Consider the following 17,305-nt stretch of genomic DNA (forward strand, 5'->3'; position numbering starts at 1 on the left):
ACGACGCCAGCTAGCGTACCAAAGCTTGCCGAATCCGAGCGGCCACGGCCGGATCCTGTTCGGTGGACAGCAGCGTGCGAAGTTCCTTGGCGATGTTCGGGTCGGTCATCGTTCCCAATGCGGCTAAGGCACGCATCCGGACCGTTCGTTCGGCATCTTCGGCAAGCCAAAGCAGCCACTGACGCGGGTCGATGTCCGATCGTTGCGTGATCTCGTCGATCAAGCTGTTCCGCACTGCAGCGTTGGTCGACGCCAAACGAATCGCCAAGCTGAGGTCGGCGGGCTGAAATCCACGATTCACCAGTTCGCTGCGCGCCGCATGGGCCAGCGGTTTGCGAATGCTGGACAACAGATCGATCACAGCGCGGGTCGAATAGGCTTCCAGCGCACCGTCGGTCGAGTAGCCTCCCGCCGAAAGGATCGGTGCCTCCCCGCCAATCGGTAACGTTTGGACAATCGCCGTCGATGCGGGGCCGCTTGTCAGCATTTCCGGTTGCAGCGTGCTGGTTTCCACCAACGCCGGAGGTGTGGCGGTGGCCGGGCGTCGGGTGGGATCGACCCACATGTTTTCATCGAGAACGTTCGTTGCGACCCGCTCCGATTCCATCGGCTGTAAATCCAACGGTTGCAAATTGGGAAGCAACTCGGTTTCGCCCGTTGTAGCCGCGGCAAAGGGTTGCGGCGAGGCAACGGTTGGTAGCGACGACGTTGTGGTCAACAGAGTTGGCGCGTCGGCGGTCGCGTCGGCTGGCAACCCGATCTGCGACAACAGCGATGTCGCGGTGCGGTAGCTGGTTTTGGCGCGTTGCAGGTCGATGTCCAACGTATCGAGCAAAGTCTGGGTCAGCAGTTCGTTCACCCATGGATAACGCTCATTCGGAATTTCAGGCAAGCGTTCTGACAATTGACGGGTGAGTTCGAAATGGCACGCGGCCCCATCGACGGGCCCCTTTTGCATCATCACGTCCTGCATGTTTTTTAAGACCTGCAATGACGAACGCGCAACGCTGCGGTCGCGATGGGCCAAGGTTTGCACCAAGACGGGAATGCCCGAAACGCCCAAGTGCCCAATCGATTGCAACCGTTCGCTGTGAGGTCCCGATGGAAGATCTTCGATGCCTTGGGTAAGCTGGTTCAACAAAAACCAATTGCAGACGCGCGGCACGACAAAGACCGTCAAAACGACGACCAAACCGATTGCAACCCACCAGGGCCAACCGGAGAAACGCCGTTGACGCCGGTAGGCGAACGGGTTGCTGGATTGGTGGTGGTTCATGCGGTGACGGCTCCGGTGCGGTTGACTGTGCGAATTCTTCTTTGATGTGTGTAATAAGACAATAGCAGTATTGCGTTTGAGGGTCGTTTGCCGCTGCGGCGAACGCTATCAAATCGCAGCCGCGATGCCAGAGGACCCGGTTTATGTTTGCCAACGAGGACACGATCGCCGCGATAGCATCTCCGCCGGGAGCGGCGATTCGTGGAATCGTCCGTATCAGTGGCCCTCAAACGACGCGGATTTTGCAAACGATTTGCCCCAGTTGCGATTCGATTCCCACGCGGGCCTCACGAATCCGCACGCCGATCGAATTGGGGCCTCCCTTAGGACAAGTTGATGCAAGCATTTTGCTGTGGCCCAATGAACGGTGTTACACCGGGATGCCAAGCGCCGAGATTCATCTGCCCGGTGCCGCGCCGATCCTGAATGCCGCCCTTGAGCGTTTGTTGGATCATGGGGCTCGGATGGCCGAACCGGGCGAATTTACGATGCGTGCGTTTTTGGCCGGTCGATTGGACCTGACCGAAGCCGAAGCGGTTTTGGGCGTGATCGATGCCGACGATAAGCGAACGCTTGATACCGCCCTGCGGCAGCTGTCCGGAGGGCTCTCGGGCCCGTTGAACCAATTGCGGACGGAACTGCTGAATTTGCTAGCTCATCTCGAAGCGGGGCTCGACTTCGTCGAAGAGGACATCGAATTCATCACCCAAGCCGAACTATCGTCGAACATTCAACGGATCTGCCATCAGATCGAAGCGATCACCGAACAGATGACCTCGCGTGAAGCCGCAACCGGCCCGCCGCAAGTCGTTTTGCGCGGCGATCCGAATGCTGGCAAAAGTAGCCTGATCAATGCGCTAAGTGGCCAAGAGATTGCAATCGTGTCGGAACTCGCCGGAACGACACGCGATTGTGTGGAACGAACGATCGATTGTGGTGGTCTGGCGGTGCGTGTGATCGATACCGCGGGCATTGAAGCGACCGACGATGCGATCAATCAACAGGCGCAACGATTGGGCGATCGGGCGCACGAAGAAGCCGATCTGTTATTGGTTTGTGTCGATCTCACGCAGACGTCATTGCTGCCGTGGCAGCAAACGCTTCGCACGGCAGGGGCCGATTCGGGGAACCGCGCCGCAGGCCGACCGATGTTGTTCGTTGGCACCAAACGAGACCGTTGCCAAACGTTGCCCGATTGGGTCGACGACGATTGGGTCCTGACCAGCAGCTTGACCGACCAGGGAATTGCGAACTTGAAATCCCGCATCGGCGATCGGTTGCAGACCTCGGACGTTGCCGAATCGAGCACGATTTCGTCGACGGCGGTTCGCTGCCGCGAAACCCTAGCGCAAGCGACCGACGCGTTGGCCAATGCCCATCAAGTGATCCGCGACCAATTGGGAGAAGAGCTGGTGGCTGCGGAGCTTCGCTTTGCGCTCGACGCGATCGGCCGGGTCACGGGTGTGGTTTACACCGACGACATTTTGGATCGCATCTTCAGCGAATTTTGCATCGGCAAATAGCCGTTTCCGAAGATCAAACGTCCCCCGCGGCAAGCACTTCGATCAACCCACGGCAGAAATCGGGCAGATCGTCGGGCCGACGACTGGTGACGTGATTGCGGTCGATCACGACGGCGGCATCTTCCCAAATCGCCCCCGCATTGACCAGATCGTCTTTGATCCCAGGAGACCCCGTCACGCGGATGCCTTTGTAGACGCCGGCGGAAATCGGAATCCAACCACCATGACAGATCGCACCGATCGGTTTCCCGGCATCGTGAAAATCGCGGACGATCTGCAACACTTTGGGATCGCGACGCAGCTTATCGGGCATAAAGCCCCCGGGGACGACCAAGCCGGTGAAGTCGGCCGGATCGATCTCCGCGATGGCGACATCCGAAGTGCAGGGATAGCCGTTTTTGCCGTTGTAATTCGCATTTGCCTCGGGACCGGCGACCACAACGTGGGCACCCGCTTCGATCAAGCGGAGCTTTGGATACCAAAGTTCCAAGTCTTCGTAGATCTCGCCGACAAAGACCAAGATTTTGTGACCACTCAATGCAGACATAGGTTTCCTTTGCGGGGGAGCAATTTTGTTGGGCAAGCACACCCAATCGGTGCGGGGCATCGTACCAAGGGCCCTCGCTTGTCGCAAATTGACATTCCAACCACCGTATCGCTTCGCTTATTGTTCCCCACAGTGGTCGCAATCGATCTTCGGAATCGCCGATCGATCTGCTAGTGTTCCGCTTTGATCTCCGCACACAACCAAACCTTCCACCATTCAAAGGGCGTCACGGATGATGCATTTGATTCGACCGATCGGCATGTTGGGCCTGCTGATTGCAGCAACCTGTTTGGCGCAGCAACCGAACAACGGGCAGCCTCAACGCCCCAGCACCACAACCCCCGCTGCGGGAAACACCCCGCCGCAAGTTGCATCGCAGCCATTCCCCGCCTTGACCGCCGAACAACAAGCCCGATTGGACCAGTTGCTCTCAGCGTGGGAAACGTCCAGCAATTCGACCAAGCGGCTGTCGGCCAGTTTCAAGCGATGGCAATTCCGTCCGCTGCAAGCTCCCAAAGAAATTCACGCCACCTGGGCCCGCGGCGAAGTGAAATACCAAGCGCCCGCGCAAGGAATGTACCGCGTTGAAGAGATGTTGTTCTTCAACGGATTCGACCCCGAGAAGGCACCGATCTACAAGAAGCAAGCCAACCAACCCGGCGAGTGGTGGGTCTGCACGGGAAAAGAACTGCTGGAGTTTGATCGCGCTAACAAGAAGTGTGAGATCTTAGAACTGCCGCCTGAAATGCAAGGGACGCAGATTGTTTCCAGCCCGCTGCCGTTTGTCTTCAACCTGCACGCTCAAGAGATGAAAGATCGCTATTGGTTGCAAGAACTGCCACCCAAGGAGCAGGGCGAATATTGGCTCGAAGCGTGGCCCAAACATCAAAAGGACCGCGCCGAATTCCTGAAGGTGATGATCATCATCGATGCCAAGCAATTCCTGCCGAAGGCCTTGGTCCTGTTTCCGCCAAACTTCGATCAACGCAACAATCCCGAACGGGACGTTTATGAATTCACCGATGTCCAACGCAACGGAAATCTATTCTCCAAAGCGATGGAAGGCATCTTCGGGCAGAACTTCATCGATGTCTCGCCCCCCGCGGATTGGAAAATCATTCGCAACAAGTTCAATACGGGGACACCGCCGAAGATGGCACAAGAACAAGGAAACCTTCCGCCTGGACAAGCCCCTCAAAACCGATAGCCTCGGACCACGCATCGCCACCCCACGGGCCGTCTTCGATCGTCCATGGGGTACCGGTGCGCCGACGCCGGAAGATGCAAACCGCAACGCACCTCAAACATTCGCATCCCTTCCACTCCCGCCCACCTTCCATTCCTTCCCGCCCCCACACACGATGCCTGCTCGACTGGAAACCTACTGTCGTGTCGCAACGCTAACTTGGGCGTTGGCCAGTTCATTGTTAATGGGTTGCGGCACCACAAGTTCGCGAACCGCAACCGACCAGTTGTTGTTGTCCGACGCGGTCGACCGCAGCATCACGGCGATCGACTTTCGCCCGCTGACCGGCAGAAAGGTCTACCTGGACGCCACCTATGTGCAACCGGTGAAGGGTTTGTTGTTCGTAAACTCGGACTACATTATCAGTTCGCTGCGACAACAGATCATCGCGGCGGGATGCCTATTGGAAGATGAACGCAAGGATGCCGAACTGATCATCGAGGCTCGCGTCGGAACGCTGGGGGCCGATGGCTACCAGGTCATCTATGGAATTCCCGCCAGCAACGCGTTGTCGACAGCCGCTTCGCTAGTCGCTGAGGCGCCGCCGGTTCCCACGATCCCAGAACTCTCGTTCGCGCGACGTGAATCGAACGAAGCGTCCGCAAAAATCGCAGCATTCGCCTACGACCGCGAAACTCGCAAAGCCGTCTGGCAGTCGGGAATCTCACGCAGCGAATCGGACTCCCGCGACACATGGGTAATGGGCGTTGGGCCGTTCGAAAGCGGAACCGTTCGAGACGACACGCGGTTGGCCGGACGGAACCTGCCATTTCACCACGACGAAGAAACCCCGCATGCCAGCAATCTGCGGACGCCGCGTCCCGCTGTGGATTTATCCGATGAAATCCGGTTTGAAGATGGGTATCCGATCGTCCCCGGTGCACCGCCACAACCAGGCGTGATGGCGGCAGGCCAAGAGGCGGTTGTGCTCGACGCGACGCAAGGCGATGAACTGAAAACCGTCTCGTTTGAAGAGGCGGCCAAGGTCTCCGAGGAATCGAGCGAAGGAAAACCGCCCGGCGATCCACCGCCGAAACCAAAACCGAAACCAAAGTAGTCGACTTTACCGAAAACTCAGCCCGAATCCCCATTCACGAATCCCTTCTTTCGAGCATTCGCATGTCGAACAATCCCTATCACATCTTGATTACTCGCTTGTCCGCGATCGGCGATTGCATCGCGACGATGCCATTGGCCGCGGCGATTAAGCAAGCGATGCCACAGTCCAAGATCACCTGGGCGGTATCGTGTGCCGCAAAGCAGCTGTTGGATATCTGCCCCGATGTGGACCGCGTGATCGTGGTGCCCAAACGCTACCTGCGCCAGCCGAGCGAATTGCTGGCGATGCGTCGGATGCTTCGACAGGAACCGATCGACTGTGTCTTGGATCCGCAAAGCCTCACGAAAAGCGCGGCCCTGGGATGGTTGAGTGGCGCTCGATTGCGGATTGGATTCGCCAAACCGCGAGGCCGCGAACTGGCCCCCTGGTTGAACACCGTTTCCGTCGATGGAGATCCCGAACGGCATTTGATCGACGCCCAGGCGACGCTTCTGAAGCCCATCGATATCGTGCCGTCGAAGCCGCAATTCCACCTAAACATCCCCGACGAAACGCTTGCCTGGGCAAAACAACATGTCCAGGAATGCGTCGACCATCCCAGCCCCGTGATCATCAATCCGGGAGCCGGTTGGGACAGCCGGTTGTGGCCGACCGAGCGCTACGCCGAGGTGGCCACTTGGCTGCATCGCGAACATCAAATCCCGACCTTGGTTGTATGGGCTGGGGATCGTGAACGCGGTTTCGCCGAAGAGATTTGCTCGGCCTCCAACGGCATTGCCAAGGTAGCAGGGGACACGTCGCTGGTGCAATTGGCGGCGGTCTTGAAACAGGCGAAGTTGTTTCTCAGCAGCGACACTGGGCCGATGCATCTGGCGGTTGCCGTGGGAACCCGATGCTTATCGCTGCACGGACCGACGCGTCCCGAATTGTCGGGGCCTTATGGACCGCAACACCTTTCGATTCAGAAGGCGCGTTTCGATGGCAGCAGCCGCGAACGGCGTGGCGCCGACAATTGGTCGATGCAGGCGATTCCGGTTGCCGAGGTCTGTGCCGGATTGACACAAATGCTCAGCATGTCGTCGCGGGCTGCTGCGTGAGCCCGTCGTCGGTTATGCTAAACGCCTTCCTCCGACAACGCGGGATGCGTTTCCAATCGTTACGCCCGCGTTGCGCCGATCGCCATCGCCCCACGTAAACACCGCGCGGGCTTTGCGATCTCCTCGCATCCATCCCTCCAAAGGCTCGCCATCATGAATTGGAAAGACATCCCAGGCCTCGACGGCGTTGAATCTCCCGGACTGCTCATCGATGCCGACGCGGTTCAACAGAACATCGATCGGATGATCGAAATTGTCGGTGGCCCCGACCACGTCGACCGCCTGTTCCCTCACGTCAAGACGCATAAGATCCCCGAGATCACCCGGATGCAGGTCGATGCGGGGATCACAAAATTTAAAGCCGCCACGTTATCGGAAGCTCAAATGGCCGCTACCGCTGGCGCCCGTGAGGTCTTGATTGCGCATCAATTGGTCGGCCCCAAGGTCGACCGTCTAGCAACTTTGATCGACGATTTCCCGAACACTCAATTTGCGGTTCTAGTTGACGACCCACACGCGGCTGATGCAATCAATCAAAAGTGTGGCGACGCCGAGAATCCATTGGATGCCTACATCGACATCGATTGCGGGATGCATCGAACCGGGATTCTCTTGGGCAACCCAAGCGATGCATTGCGAGCGCATCTGGATTCGCTGTCGGGGCTGCGTTACGCCGGCTTACACGTTTACGACGGCCACCTGCACGATCCCGACTTGCAAGTCCGCACCGAAAAAGTCAAAGAGATCCTTGGCAAAGTCGCTCGCCACGAGCAGCAACACCCGTCGCCACGGGTGATCGTTGGTGGATCGCCCACGTTTGGCATCTGGGCCGCCGAAACCTCGTGGCATTGCAGTCCTGGGACCACTTTGTTGTGGGATTTCGGATACGGAAACGCCCACCCCGATCTACCGATGACCGTTGCTGCGGCACTGATTTCCCGAGTCATCAGCAAGCCGGGCGAGGGGAAAATCTGCATCGATCTGGGCCACAAATCGATCTCCGCAGAGATGCCGTTAGAGAAACGATTCCAATTCCCCGACCTGCCCGATGCCCAACCGATCGGACAAAGCGAAGAGCATTTGGTCCTGCAAACGCCAAACGCCGCGTCGCTTCATGTCGGGGATATCGTGATCGCCATCCCTCGCCATATTTGCCCAACGGTCGCGTTGCATTCGCATGCAACCGTGGTCCGTGGAGGCCGGGTGACGGGGGAACGATGGCGCGTGACCGCTCGCGACCGGTAAACTTTCGACGAGGCGAACCTGTGAAAAAGCAAACGCGTCCGGTCGAGGTGACAATCCCCGCATGGGGCGTGTTTGTTTTGGAAAGTCATCACGCCGCCGACTTCCAAATGGAACCGTCTCGCCATCCCTTCCTGGAGATCTTCCATGTGATGCAGGGACGCGGGACGATTCGAATCGGAAAACGCCAGGTCGCCTGCCAAGCCGACGATACGGTAATCATCCCGCCGGGGGACGAACATTCGATCGTCGACGATCCCCAAGATCCGCTTTCGATCTACGGCGTCTGCATCGCGACGCAGCTATACGCCTGGCACGATGCTGCCGCGCAGTGGTGCAAGCCTGGGCTGCGATCGGTCAACAAACTCGCGCTGCCGGGAATCCGCGACAACCTGCGTCGGATGCTGTACGAGCAATCGGTTCCGCGTCGCGGCAGCGAACTAACGATCGCCGGCCTGGCGATTCAACTGCTGGGAACCTTGGCGGGCGATCGCGGACCGGGATCGTTGCCAGCCGCAGACAGCCCCTCGATGCACGGGCATGCCCAAGCGGTCGCTCAATATATCGAACAACTGCGCGCCCACTTCTTCGACGCGTCGGATATCGATTCCGCCGCGCAAAAACTGGGAATCAGCCGCCGCCGCTTCACGGAACTGTTTCGCCAAGCGACCGGTCAAACGTGGCTGCAATTCCTAACCGACCGACGCGTCGAACATGCCTGTCATCTGCTGAAACAGACCGATCGGACCGTCGTCTCGATCGCTTTCGAGTGTGGCTTCGAAGATCTGTCGAGCTTCTATCGCGCGTTCAACCGACGAATGCACGTCGCGCCAAACAAGTGGCGTCAGCGCTAAATCTGCGCGTTTCACAGGCAGTCCTTGCAAAGAATACAGGCAACCAAAGGATGTGAACAGCCTGCCACCGAAACGCGAACGGAAACCAGATACCCAGTGACAGCACCTTAAGAGAAGATCGCTTCCCTCAAGCAATAAGCTCGTCGGATCGTCGGAAATGGCATAGACATTGCTTTCTCCAAGAGGTGCATGAAGTCTTGATCGCAGAGCAGGACCCCGTTGCTTCTTATCACCTTTTGTTTATCTGCTAGCTCCAAAACGCGGAACGCGACGTCAAAGCGTTCCCAATAGCTTCGGCTTGCGAAACTCGACTTTATCACATTGTTCGCGCACGCAGTTCGGTTTATTCCAACGCACGTTCGTGCCCCGGTCACTGCGATGCTGAAAGGATGGTTCCATTCTATATTTAGGGAGGTTTTGTACCGATGACTATTCAGAAATCGAAGTCGGCGTTCACATTGGTCGAATTGTTAGTCGTGATCGCCATCATTGGCATTTTGGTTGGACTATTGCTCCCCGCGGTACAGGCCGCTCGAGAAGCAGCACGCCGGATGCAATGCAGCAACAACCTGAAACAACTCGGCCTAGCGCTGCACAACTACCACGACACCTTCAAGACGTTTCCACCGGCATTGTTGGGATCGGGACGCTACAACAGCGCCAGCTATCACGCGGCGCACGGCGGGGTCAAAAACACGACCGGATGGGCACTGCTGTTACCCTTCTTTGAGCAGTCGACGATCGCCGACAAGTACAATTACGATGTCTGCTCCAGCAGCTCCAGCCCCTACGGGCTCGCTGTCGTGGGGGACGATTCGATCAACGATGGCCTCTACAACACGCGGCTCGACGTTCTCGAATGCCCATCGGATCCAAGCGCCGGCCGCGTATGGTCCGTGGAAGTCGGCGGAACCGGATTCTATTCGCGCCGCGATGCGATCCAAACCAGCTATCTATTCAGCACAGGCGGCTTCACCGACTACAGCGCCCCATGGGAAACCTATTCCAGCGACGTACGCCAAGGCGTCTTCGGCAATGACGGAGCGGCCAAATTTGCCAGCATGACCGACGGCACGTCGATGACGATCGCCATTGGCGAAGCAACCGGTGGTCCGTTCAAGACATCGTCCAGCTACGGACCTTGGGGCATGACCGGGACGCACACCTGCTGCCACGGCTATCTTCCCGGCGGCAGTTCCACCGAACTGACCCAAGCCTACGCCGCTTCTTACACGCAAAACTGGAGCATCAACGGGGCTTACAATAACGATTCGTTGGGACGGACCTACGCATGGGTCTTCGGCAGCAAGCATCCCGGCGGAGCAAGCTTTGTTTATGCCGATGGTTCGGTTCACCTGCTGACCGAAACGATGAACTACATGACGCTGCAACAACTGGGCTACATCCGCGACGGACAGCCTTTACCGTCGGACTACTAATCGCGCCACGTCCCCTTTCGTTTCTCTTCTATTCCGATGGCCGGCCGCTCCGTGCGGCCGGCCCGTCACAACGTTCCATTTCAGAGGTTGTTGATCACCGATGCGCACGATCTTCCCGATGTTTCTATTTGTTCTCACCGCCGTTAGTTCCGGTTGCGGTCCCGGGTCCAACGAACCGCCGACGGTAAGCGTGCGGGGCACCGTGACCCTTGGCGGAAAACCTCTCGAAGGGGCCAACGTCTACTATTTCAGCGAGCAATACAGCAGTGCGGGCAAGACCGACGCGGCGGGTGTTTATGAGCTGACTAAAGGCGCTTTGCCCGGCGAAAACACCGTCTACATCAGCAAGATATCGGTCCCCGAGGGCGCTCTGGCGGGCCCCGACGGCGGAGTCGACGAGGGGCAGTTGATGGCGATGGCTGGCGATCCAGCACTCGCGCGATCGAAGTCGGGGCCCAAGGAAATCGTCCCCGTAAAATATAGCGATCCGAGCAAGACGGAGTTAACGATTACAGTCCCCGAACCGGGAACCGAAGCTGCCAACTTTGCCTTGGAAGCGAAATAGCCGTTCGAAACGGCGAACCAACTTTCAAGAAGAACCTTCGCTACAACATCGCCAACGCTACCGGTCGCCCGAGCAATCGGGAGACGCTATGGAAAGTGCGCGCTTCATGGGCAGCGGCTGCAACGAACTGCAGCAACACGCGCTACCGCTGAACAGGGCAGTCCCTTTAACGTCCCCTCGCCACACATTAAAGAGCCGTTAAGGGGAAACGCGGCCACCGTTTCATAGAAGCGAGCAGAATATTGCAAATGGCATAAACATTGCTCCATAGGCTAGACAGCAAAACCTGGTTCGTAGAGCTTCGCTGAAGGTTCGATTCCCACCTCGCCCCTCTCGGGTCAACTCGTGCTGTAGCCTTGCCGCACAGTGCCGTCCCCCTACCGCGAACAGCTTTCTCAACTCGGATTTTTGCTTCGTTTTTCGTCGTTCTCATCAGCTGTGTTCTAGGCGGACCACTCTGAGCGTTTTGCGCTCGATCTTCGCCTTCGAACACAGGCGCAAATTCTCGCTGCCACAGGGCTCTCGTTCAATGAAATTGCAAAAGACAAGATTCGCGTTCACCTTAGTCGAATTGTTAGTCGTGATCGCCATTATCGGAATTCTGGTTGGACTGTTGCTGCCCGCGGTACAGGCCGCTCGCGAAGCCGCACGCCGGATGCAATGCAGCAACAACCTGAAACAACTCGGGCTTGCACTGCACAATTACCACGACACATTCAAGACCTTCCCCCCCGCATTGCTAGGTTCGGGACGCTACAACAACGCGACCTATCACGCGCAGCATGGCGGGATCAAAAACACCACCGGTTGGGCACTGATGTTGCCCTTCTTTGAGCAATCGGCGCTCGCCGACAAGTACGATTACAACGTCTGTTCCAGCAGTTCGAGCCCCTACGGCGGCCTGGTCGCGGGGGATGATACGATCAACGATGGCCTGTACAACGCGCCGCTGGATGTACTGGCATGCCCCTCCGATCCAAGCTCCGGCTTGGTTGTCAGCACTTCCGCCGGCAGCACCAGCATGTACTCGCGGCGCGAAGCGATTCGTACCAGCTATGTCTTTTCCGTTGGCAGTTTCACCGACTACAGCGGGCCATGGAACACCTATTCAGGTAATATCCACCAGGGTGTCTTCGGAAACGATGGGGCTGCAAACTTTGCCGCCATGACCGATGGCACGTCGACGACAATTGCGATCGGGGAAGCGACCGGTGGTGCGTTTAAAACTTCGGCTGATTATGGACCCTGGGGGATGACCGGCACGCACACCTGCTGCCACGGCTATCTGCCCAACAGCAGCACCGAAGAGATTTCTCAAACCCGCGCTGCAGCCTACTCACAAAATTACAGCATCAACGGAGCCTACAACAACGATGCCCAGGGCCGAACCTATGCATGGGTCTTCGGCAGCAAGCATCCTGGCGGGGCCAACTTTGTCTTTGCCGATGGGTCGGTCCACTTGTTAACCGAAACGATGAACTATCTGACATTGCAACAACTGGGCTACATCCGTGATGGCCTGCCCGTTCCTTCGGACTACTAAACCGATCGAAACTTGGATGGTGGACTTTCAGAGGACCGGCGACGCCGTCGACCGGTCCTTCGGGCAGCATATTTTATTTAGGAAATGGATCGATGCGTTTTAATGTGATTTTGATACTTTTAGCACTCCTCTGCGCCGGTTGCGATTCCTCTTCGACCGGCCCTGCGACCGTTAGCGTCCAAGGGACCGTGACGCTCGATGGCGCTCCTGTCGAAGGGGCGAATGTTTACTTCATCAACGGCCAATTCAGCAGTTCGGCGAAAACCGACGCCTCGGGTGCCTATGTGCTTTCCGAGGGAGCGATCGCCGGTCCGAACACCGTCTACATCAGTAAGCTGTCGATTCCCGAGGGAGCGATGGTGGGGGCCGACGGGGCCATCGACGAAGGGCAAATGATGGCAATGGCAGGTGATCCGGCACTCGCCAATTCAAAATCGGGGCCCAAGGAGTTGTTGCCAGCCCGCTACAGCGATCCGGGTAAAACGGAACTCAATCTTTCGGTCCCCGAAGAGGGATCCGAAGCTGCCAATTTTGAATTGGTTTCGAAATAGCCCGACACGCAATGGGGTCCGAATTCTCGGGTCGTGCCGCCAACGCGCGGTGCGACCCGCTTTTTCATTGATTTCTCGTTTCGCAACGCACGGCCATCTGGCTACAATGAAGAAGTTCGTCTCCGCGATTTCCGCTCGCGTGCGCTCGCTGATGTTTGGATCAAACGCATCGGGCGGTCTGCGAGCGATTGCTCATCTGCTACCGAAGCTTCGTCCACCGCCAATGCTCGAACCTTCTTCGAGGCTCTCCATGAACTTTTCGTACCGAAACCCAGTCCTACCCTGCCTGGCGTTCCTGTTGCTCACATCGATCGCCCACGGGGACAATCCCGCAGTGCTTTCGTCGCACGAAGCAACCCATCTGGGACTCGAACAGGCCTGGGGAAAAACGCTGCAAGCCGGTTCGGGAGTTGGCCGCCTGGTCGACATCGCGCTGCATGTCGACGAAACCCGCTCGCAAAAGTTCATCGATATTTTTGATGGTGAAAAGCTTGTTTGGCGAACGCCAACGGACCGCTTGGATCCCGTCAGCGGAAAGCCCATCGGAGAGGAAGCGGTCCGCAAAGCCGCAGAGCGCGAACTGCTGTTCCTAAAAGCGCGCGGAATCAAGGGGGAGATCCGCGAGAAGGTCATCCCGCAAATATGGTTATATGCCTTGGGTGCCGATGGTACCGTCCAAGCCCTCGATGCCGAGACCGGCGAAACGGTGTGGGTTCAACGAGCCGGTGAGCCACGCCAGCCCAAATTTTCGCTTGGCGTCGACGACCGCTATGTCAGCTTCCTGTCGGGCGCGACGCTCGTTCAATTGGACGCCCTCAAGGGAAGCATCGTCAACATCGAACCGTGCAAGACGGTCCCCATGGGGGGCGCCACGATCGTCGGTGATTATGTCATGAATCCATCGACCGTGGGCATCGAAGGCCACTGGTTGGACGACATCACCGAACCGCCTTACCTGTCGATGACCTCCGGACACGCGATCGCCAAACCACGCCGCTTTCCAAAATCGAAACGGATGGCCTGGCCGACCAGTGAAGGGCTTGTCTATTGCATGGAAGCGACCGGATCGCCTTCGGAATTATTCCGAATCCAATCCGCCGGGAATGTCAACGGACGCGTCGAAGCGGTCGGCGAGGACCTGATGTTCTTCAGCTCCGCCGGTGGCAGCGTTTATGCCTTCAAAGTCGCACGCTCCGCGACACCGCTGTGGCAATACAGCACTGGCGAACCCATGGTCGGCGACGTCATTGCATTGGACAAGAATATCTATGCGACTAGCTCCTACGGAAACCTGTACGCATTTGATGCCTCCAGCGGGCAACTGGTTTGGAAGACGCCCGCTTCGCGGATCAAAGAGGTGATCGGATCGATCGGCGACGCCCTGATCGCTCGGGATTCATCGAACCATCTTGCAATCGTCAACGCGCTGAACGGTTCTCGCGCAGCAACCGCGATGAGTACCATCCTGCACCGTACGATTGTCAATCGCGGAACCGACCGCGTTTATCTGGTCAGTGACACCGGATACGTGCAATGTTTGCGACCGATCGGACGCGAGCTGCCCGAATTGAAGATCGCTGTCGAATTCAAGCCCGAAGCCGAAACCGAAGAGCCAACAAAACCGGCGGCACCGAAAACGAACAACGAAAATCCGTTTGGAGCTCCCGCAGCCGGAGCTGACCCGTTCGGCGCTCCGGCGGGTGGAGCCGATCCGTTTGGAGCTCCCGCAGGAGGAGCCGATCCGTTCGGAGCCCCCGCGGGTGGCGGCATGGACAATGCCGATCCGTTTGGAGCGGCCAATCCTTTCTAACGGCCTGGCGGGAGATTTCCCAAGGTTTGGCAACGCGAACGCGACCCAAGGTTCGTTGCCTAACCTGTAATCCCGAACCATCGGAATCGGATTGTTAACGGCGATCGTCGTCGTACAGCTTGGGATTATTCCGATGGCGGTCGTGATCGCGAACCGTCTTCTTGACAAGGTTCCGTTCAAAGGCCTCGGTGAGATTGATGCCCATTTGGTTCGCCAAACAAATGGTGACGAACAAGACATCCGCCAGTTCGTCACCCGCATCGCCAAGCTTTTCGCCCGGCTTGGCGCTCTGATCACCAAAGCGACGCGATAGAATTCGGGCCAGCTCCCCGACCTCTTCCGTCAGCTGGGCGAGGTTGGTCAATTCGCTGAAGTAGCGAACTCCCAAGCGATTGATCCAATCGTCGACCAGCTGCTGCGCGTCGGCAAGCGTGATTTCAGCCATCGTTGACCGTCGGTCCTTTATTGAGCCGTATTCGTTAGCAGATGTGTTCCGCTTTTGCCCGCAACGGCGATGTCGTTACGTCCATCTTGATTGAAATCGGCCACCACGATTTGTAAGCCGGTTCCAACGTGCCCTTCCTCGATCGTGTGTCGTTGAAACTTAGCTTGTTTCGGATCGACGGTATAGTAGTACATGCAGGGCATTTCTTGCCCTCCGGGATCATTGCCATTGTGGGCGTAATAGCGTTTTCCCGTGATCAATTCGGGCTTTCCGTCGCCCGTCAAATCGGCCCACGCCAAGGAGTGCGGTTGGCTGAATTCGCGATCGATCATGTGCTCCTTGAATTCGATCTCCCCATCGTCGTCGACGCCGGTGTTTTGCCACCATAACAATCCGTAATCGTGCCCTTTGCCAAAGATGATGTCGTTGCGCCCATCTTCGTCGACATCGACGATCAACATCGGCAGGCTCGCGTGTAGGTCCCACACCTTGTGGAACTTCCACTCGCCCGACCAAGGATTTTCGGCAGGCTGTTCATACCATCCCTGACCCACCAGGAGGTCCGTCTTGCCATCGCCGTTGAGATCTCCGACACCAACGCCGTGCCCATTTCCCGCCTTTCCGATCATCGTGGGCACTAGCGAAAACGCGGCTTCCGATTTTTGGTCCTTCTTTTTCGCCTGTTCCTCTCCGGATTCCGATTTGGGTTTCAGCAAGCCGACGTACATCGGAACATCTTTGGCCCAGCTGTTGGCGATCCATTCAGGGCGCCCGTCGCCGTCGAGATCTTCGAACAATACGCCTTCGTTTCGCGATTGCCCGGTATCGACCAGCAGATGTTTGTTCCACATCTTTCCAAGCTTCAGGCTTGGATCGCCTGGGTTCTCGAACCAATAGACCTCGGTCGGGATGAACGATCCGGCAACCACATCGGGTCGGCCATCTTGATTGACATCGAAGACATAGTCCCCGTTGCTCTGCACGTATCCGTTCCAATCCTCGATCATCCGCAGCGGCCGCGGCGTCCATTCCGGATTCTTGTACCAAAACCGCCCGGCAACGATATCCAGCTTGCCATCCCCATCGACATCCGTGGCGGCAATCCCCTCGTTAGCATCCACGGCCAACTGACGGACCTGAAAGGATGCTGGCGATTCCGCAGACGTGGTTTGTGGGGAGACGGCCTGGAATGCGCCGCTGGCAGCAACGATCGAAAGCATCCAATGTTTGATTTGCATGGGGGGTTGAGTCCTTACGGCTTGTGGCGGGAAGTGGGGTTGGGTGAGGGTGTTGAGTTCTGTCGACGCAAGTATACCAAACAACACAAGCTGAGTTATTCGATAGGTTTTGGGATGAAATTTCAGCGTCCCCTAGTTTTTACCAGCACCTTTGACGGTCGGGGAGTATTGTTAGTAAACGGTGCGTTGGGCGTCGCGATGCCGATTCAGGAGATGCCTGATACGATTGCAGCACGCTTTCCTGCAAGCGCCGGACGTTTTCAACCGATGCCCCCTCGGCAGGTCTTGTTGTCTGACAAGTCTCCGAGTTGCGCGTATTGAGGGATACTGTGAACGAAACACTTTATCTGGAAGATCTGCACAAGGGAGATCATTGGGTCAGCCCCAGCCGCACGATTACGCGAGATCAGGTGATCGGTTTTGCCGATTTGACCGGTGATCACGACCCCCTGCACGTCGACGAAGACTTCGCCCGCAAGTCGGCGTTTCGCAAGCCGATCGCCCATGGTTTGCTTGGCCTATCGATCATGGCGGGGCTCTCTTCAAACCATCCCCAAGTCCACACGATCGCGTTCACCGATCTCGAGGACTGGCAATTTAAGCACCCCATCTTTTTTGGTGATACGGTGCACGTGGAGACCGAAATCATCGCGATCCAGCCTCACGGCCGCCGCGCCGGGAAGGTGACCTGGTTCCGCCAATTGATTAACCAAAGCGGTCTGGTCGTGCAACAAGGCAGCCTGGTGACGATCGTGGCTGCAAAAACGGCGACAAAAGTCCGACGCAAGGCGACGGAGGCCCACGAATCGGTTTAATCCGGTTTGGCGTTGCACCCTGTGCGAGCGCTCGGTTCGCACCAGTTGCGTCGA

The 17,305-nt window shown here is 57.5% G+C and carries 16 protein-coding genes; 12 read left to right on the forward strand and 4 right to left on the reverse strand.

All coding sequences use genetic code 11. The annotated features are described in order from the left end of the window. Positions 1-10: 10 nt before the first annotated feature. Entirely contained in the window at positions 11-1,276 is a 1,266-nt protein-coding gene (locus Poly24_RS17495; RefSeq protein WP_145098273.1) for a HEAT repeat domain-containing protein, read from the reverse strand. Between the two features lie 143 nt (positions 1,277-1,419). Here Poly24_RS17495 and mnmE point away from each other — a divergent pair, with 143 nt between their 5' ends. After that, positions 1,420-2,799: a tRNA uridine-5-carboxymethylaminomethyl(34) synthesis GTPase MnmE gene (mnmE, locus tag Poly24_RS17500; protein ID WP_145098277.1), complete on the forward strand. Its 1,380-nt coding sequence runs from the start codon at positions 1,420-1,422 to the stop codon at positions 2,797-2,799. Positions 2,800-2,812: 13 nt separating this feature from the next. Here the strand turns inward: mnmE and Poly24_RS17505 are convergent, their stop codons facing one another. Next, positions 2,813-3,346 (reverse strand): type 1 glutamine amidotransferase domain-containing protein, encoded by a 534-nt coding sequence (locus Poly24_RS17505; RefSeq protein WP_145098280.1) that lies wholly within the window; start codon positions 3,344-3,346, stop codon positions 2,813-2,815. A 232-nt stretch (positions 3,347-3,578) separates the two neighbouring features. Between Poly24_RS17505 and Poly24_RS17510 the strand changes: the two genes are divergently transcribed. The 10 genes from Poly24_RS17510 to Poly24_RS17555 all read left to right on the forward strand — a co-directional run bounded on the left by Poly24_RS17510 (position 3,579) and on the right by Poly24_RS17555 (position 14,753). Continuing rightward, positions 3,579-4,553: a TIGR03009 domain-containing protein gene (locus Poly24_RS17510; protein ID WP_145098284.1), complete on the forward strand. Its 975-nt coding sequence runs from the start codon at positions 3,579-3,581 to the stop codon at positions 4,551-4,553. Between the two features lie 154 nt (positions 4,554-4,707). Then, a complete protein-coding gene (locus tag Poly24_RS17515) occupies positions 4,708-5,649 on the forward strand; it encodes a DUF6655 family protein (protein ID WP_145098287.1) in 942 nt (313 codons plus the stop codon). 62 nt (positions 5,650-5,711) lie between these two features. Further along, positions 5,712-6,749 (forward strand): glycosyltransferase family 9 protein, encoded by a 1,038-nt coding sequence (locus Poly24_RS17520; RefSeq protein ID WP_145098290.1) that lies wholly within the window; start codon positions 5,712-5,714, stop codon positions 6,747-6,749. A 153-nt stretch (positions 6,750-6,902) separates the two neighbouring features. Beyond that, the gene (locus tag Poly24_RS17525) at positions 6,903-7,994 is read left to right on the forward strand and encodes a D-TA family PLP-dependent enzyme (protein WP_145098293.1); all 1,092 of its coding nucleotides are present in this window, start codon (positions 6,903-6,905) and stop codon (positions 7,992-7,994) included. A gap of 20 nt (positions 7,995-8,014) precedes the next feature. After that, complete coding sequence (locus Poly24_RS17530; RefSeq protein ID WP_197451992.1) at positions 8,015-8,845, forward strand: helix-turn-helix domain-containing protein; 831 nt, start codon at positions 8,015-8,017, stop codon at positions 8,843-8,845. 425 nt (positions 8,846-9,270) lie between these two features. Beyond that, positions 9,271-10,284: a DUF1559 domain-containing protein gene (locus Poly24_RS17535; RefSeq protein ID WP_145103065.1), complete on the forward strand. Its 1,014-nt coding sequence runs from the start codon at positions 9,271-9,273 to the stop codon at positions 10,282-10,284. Positions 10,285-10,402: 118 nt separating this feature from the next. Beyond that, positions 10,403-10,849, forward strand: a complete 447-nt coding sequence (locus Poly24_RS17540) for a transthyretin-like family protein (RefSeq protein WP_145098300.1) — start codon at positions 10,403-10,405, stop codon at positions 10,847-10,849. Between the two features lie 529 nt (positions 10,850-11,378). Then, positions 11,379-12,392, forward strand: a complete 1,014-nt coding sequence (locus tag Poly24_RS17545) for a DUF1559 domain-containing protein (protein WP_145103068.1) — start codon at positions 11,379-11,381, stop codon at positions 12,390-12,392. 92 nt (positions 12,393-12,484) lie between these two features. Next, positions 12,485-12,943, forward strand: a complete 459-nt coding sequence (locus Poly24_RS17550) for a carboxypeptidase-like regulatory domain-containing protein (protein WP_145098304.1) — start codon at positions 12,485-12,487, stop codon at positions 12,941-12,943. Positions 12,944-13,193: 250 nt separating this feature from the next. After that, entirely contained in the window at positions 13,194-14,753 is a 1,560-nt protein-coding gene (locus Poly24_RS17555; RefSeq protein ID WP_197451993.1) for an outer membrane protein assembly factor BamB family protein, read from the forward strand. A gap of 94 nt (positions 14,754-14,847) precedes the next feature. On the opposite strand, the gene Poly24_RS17560 is transcribed toward Poly24_RS17555, so the two are convergent. Together Poly24_RS17560 and Poly24_RS17565 are read right to left on the reverse strand one after the other, a co-directional pair. Further along, a complete protein-coding gene (locus Poly24_RS17560) occupies positions 14,848-15,198 on the reverse strand; it encodes a nucleotide pyrophosphohydrolase (RefSeq protein WP_197451994.1) in 351 nt (116 codons plus the stop codon). A gap of 17 nt (positions 15,199-15,215) precedes the next feature. Further along, positions 15,216-16,436 carry an FG-GAP-like repeat-containing protein gene (locus tag Poly24_RS17565; RefSeq protein ID WP_145098310.1) on the reverse strand — a complete coding sequence of 407 codons (1,221 nt, stop codon included), beginning with the start codon at positions 16,434-16,436 and terminating at the stop codon, positions 15,216-15,218. Between the two features lie 329 nt (positions 16,437-16,765). Between Poly24_RS17565 and Poly24_RS17570 the strand changes: the two genes are divergently transcribed. After that, positions 16,766-17,251 carry a MaoC family dehydratase gene (locus tag Poly24_RS17570; RefSeq protein ID WP_197451995.1) on the forward strand — a complete coding sequence of 162 codons (486 nt, stop codon included), beginning with the start codon at positions 16,766-16,768 and terminating at the stop codon, positions 17,249-17,251. The last annotated feature ends 54 nt before the right edge of the window (positions 17,252-17,305 follow it).

The organism is Rosistilla carotiformis, assembly GCF_007753095.1.
Taxonomy (GTDB): Bacteria; Planctomycetota; Planctomycetia; order Pirellulales; family Pirellulaceae; genus Rosistilla; species Rosistilla carotiformis.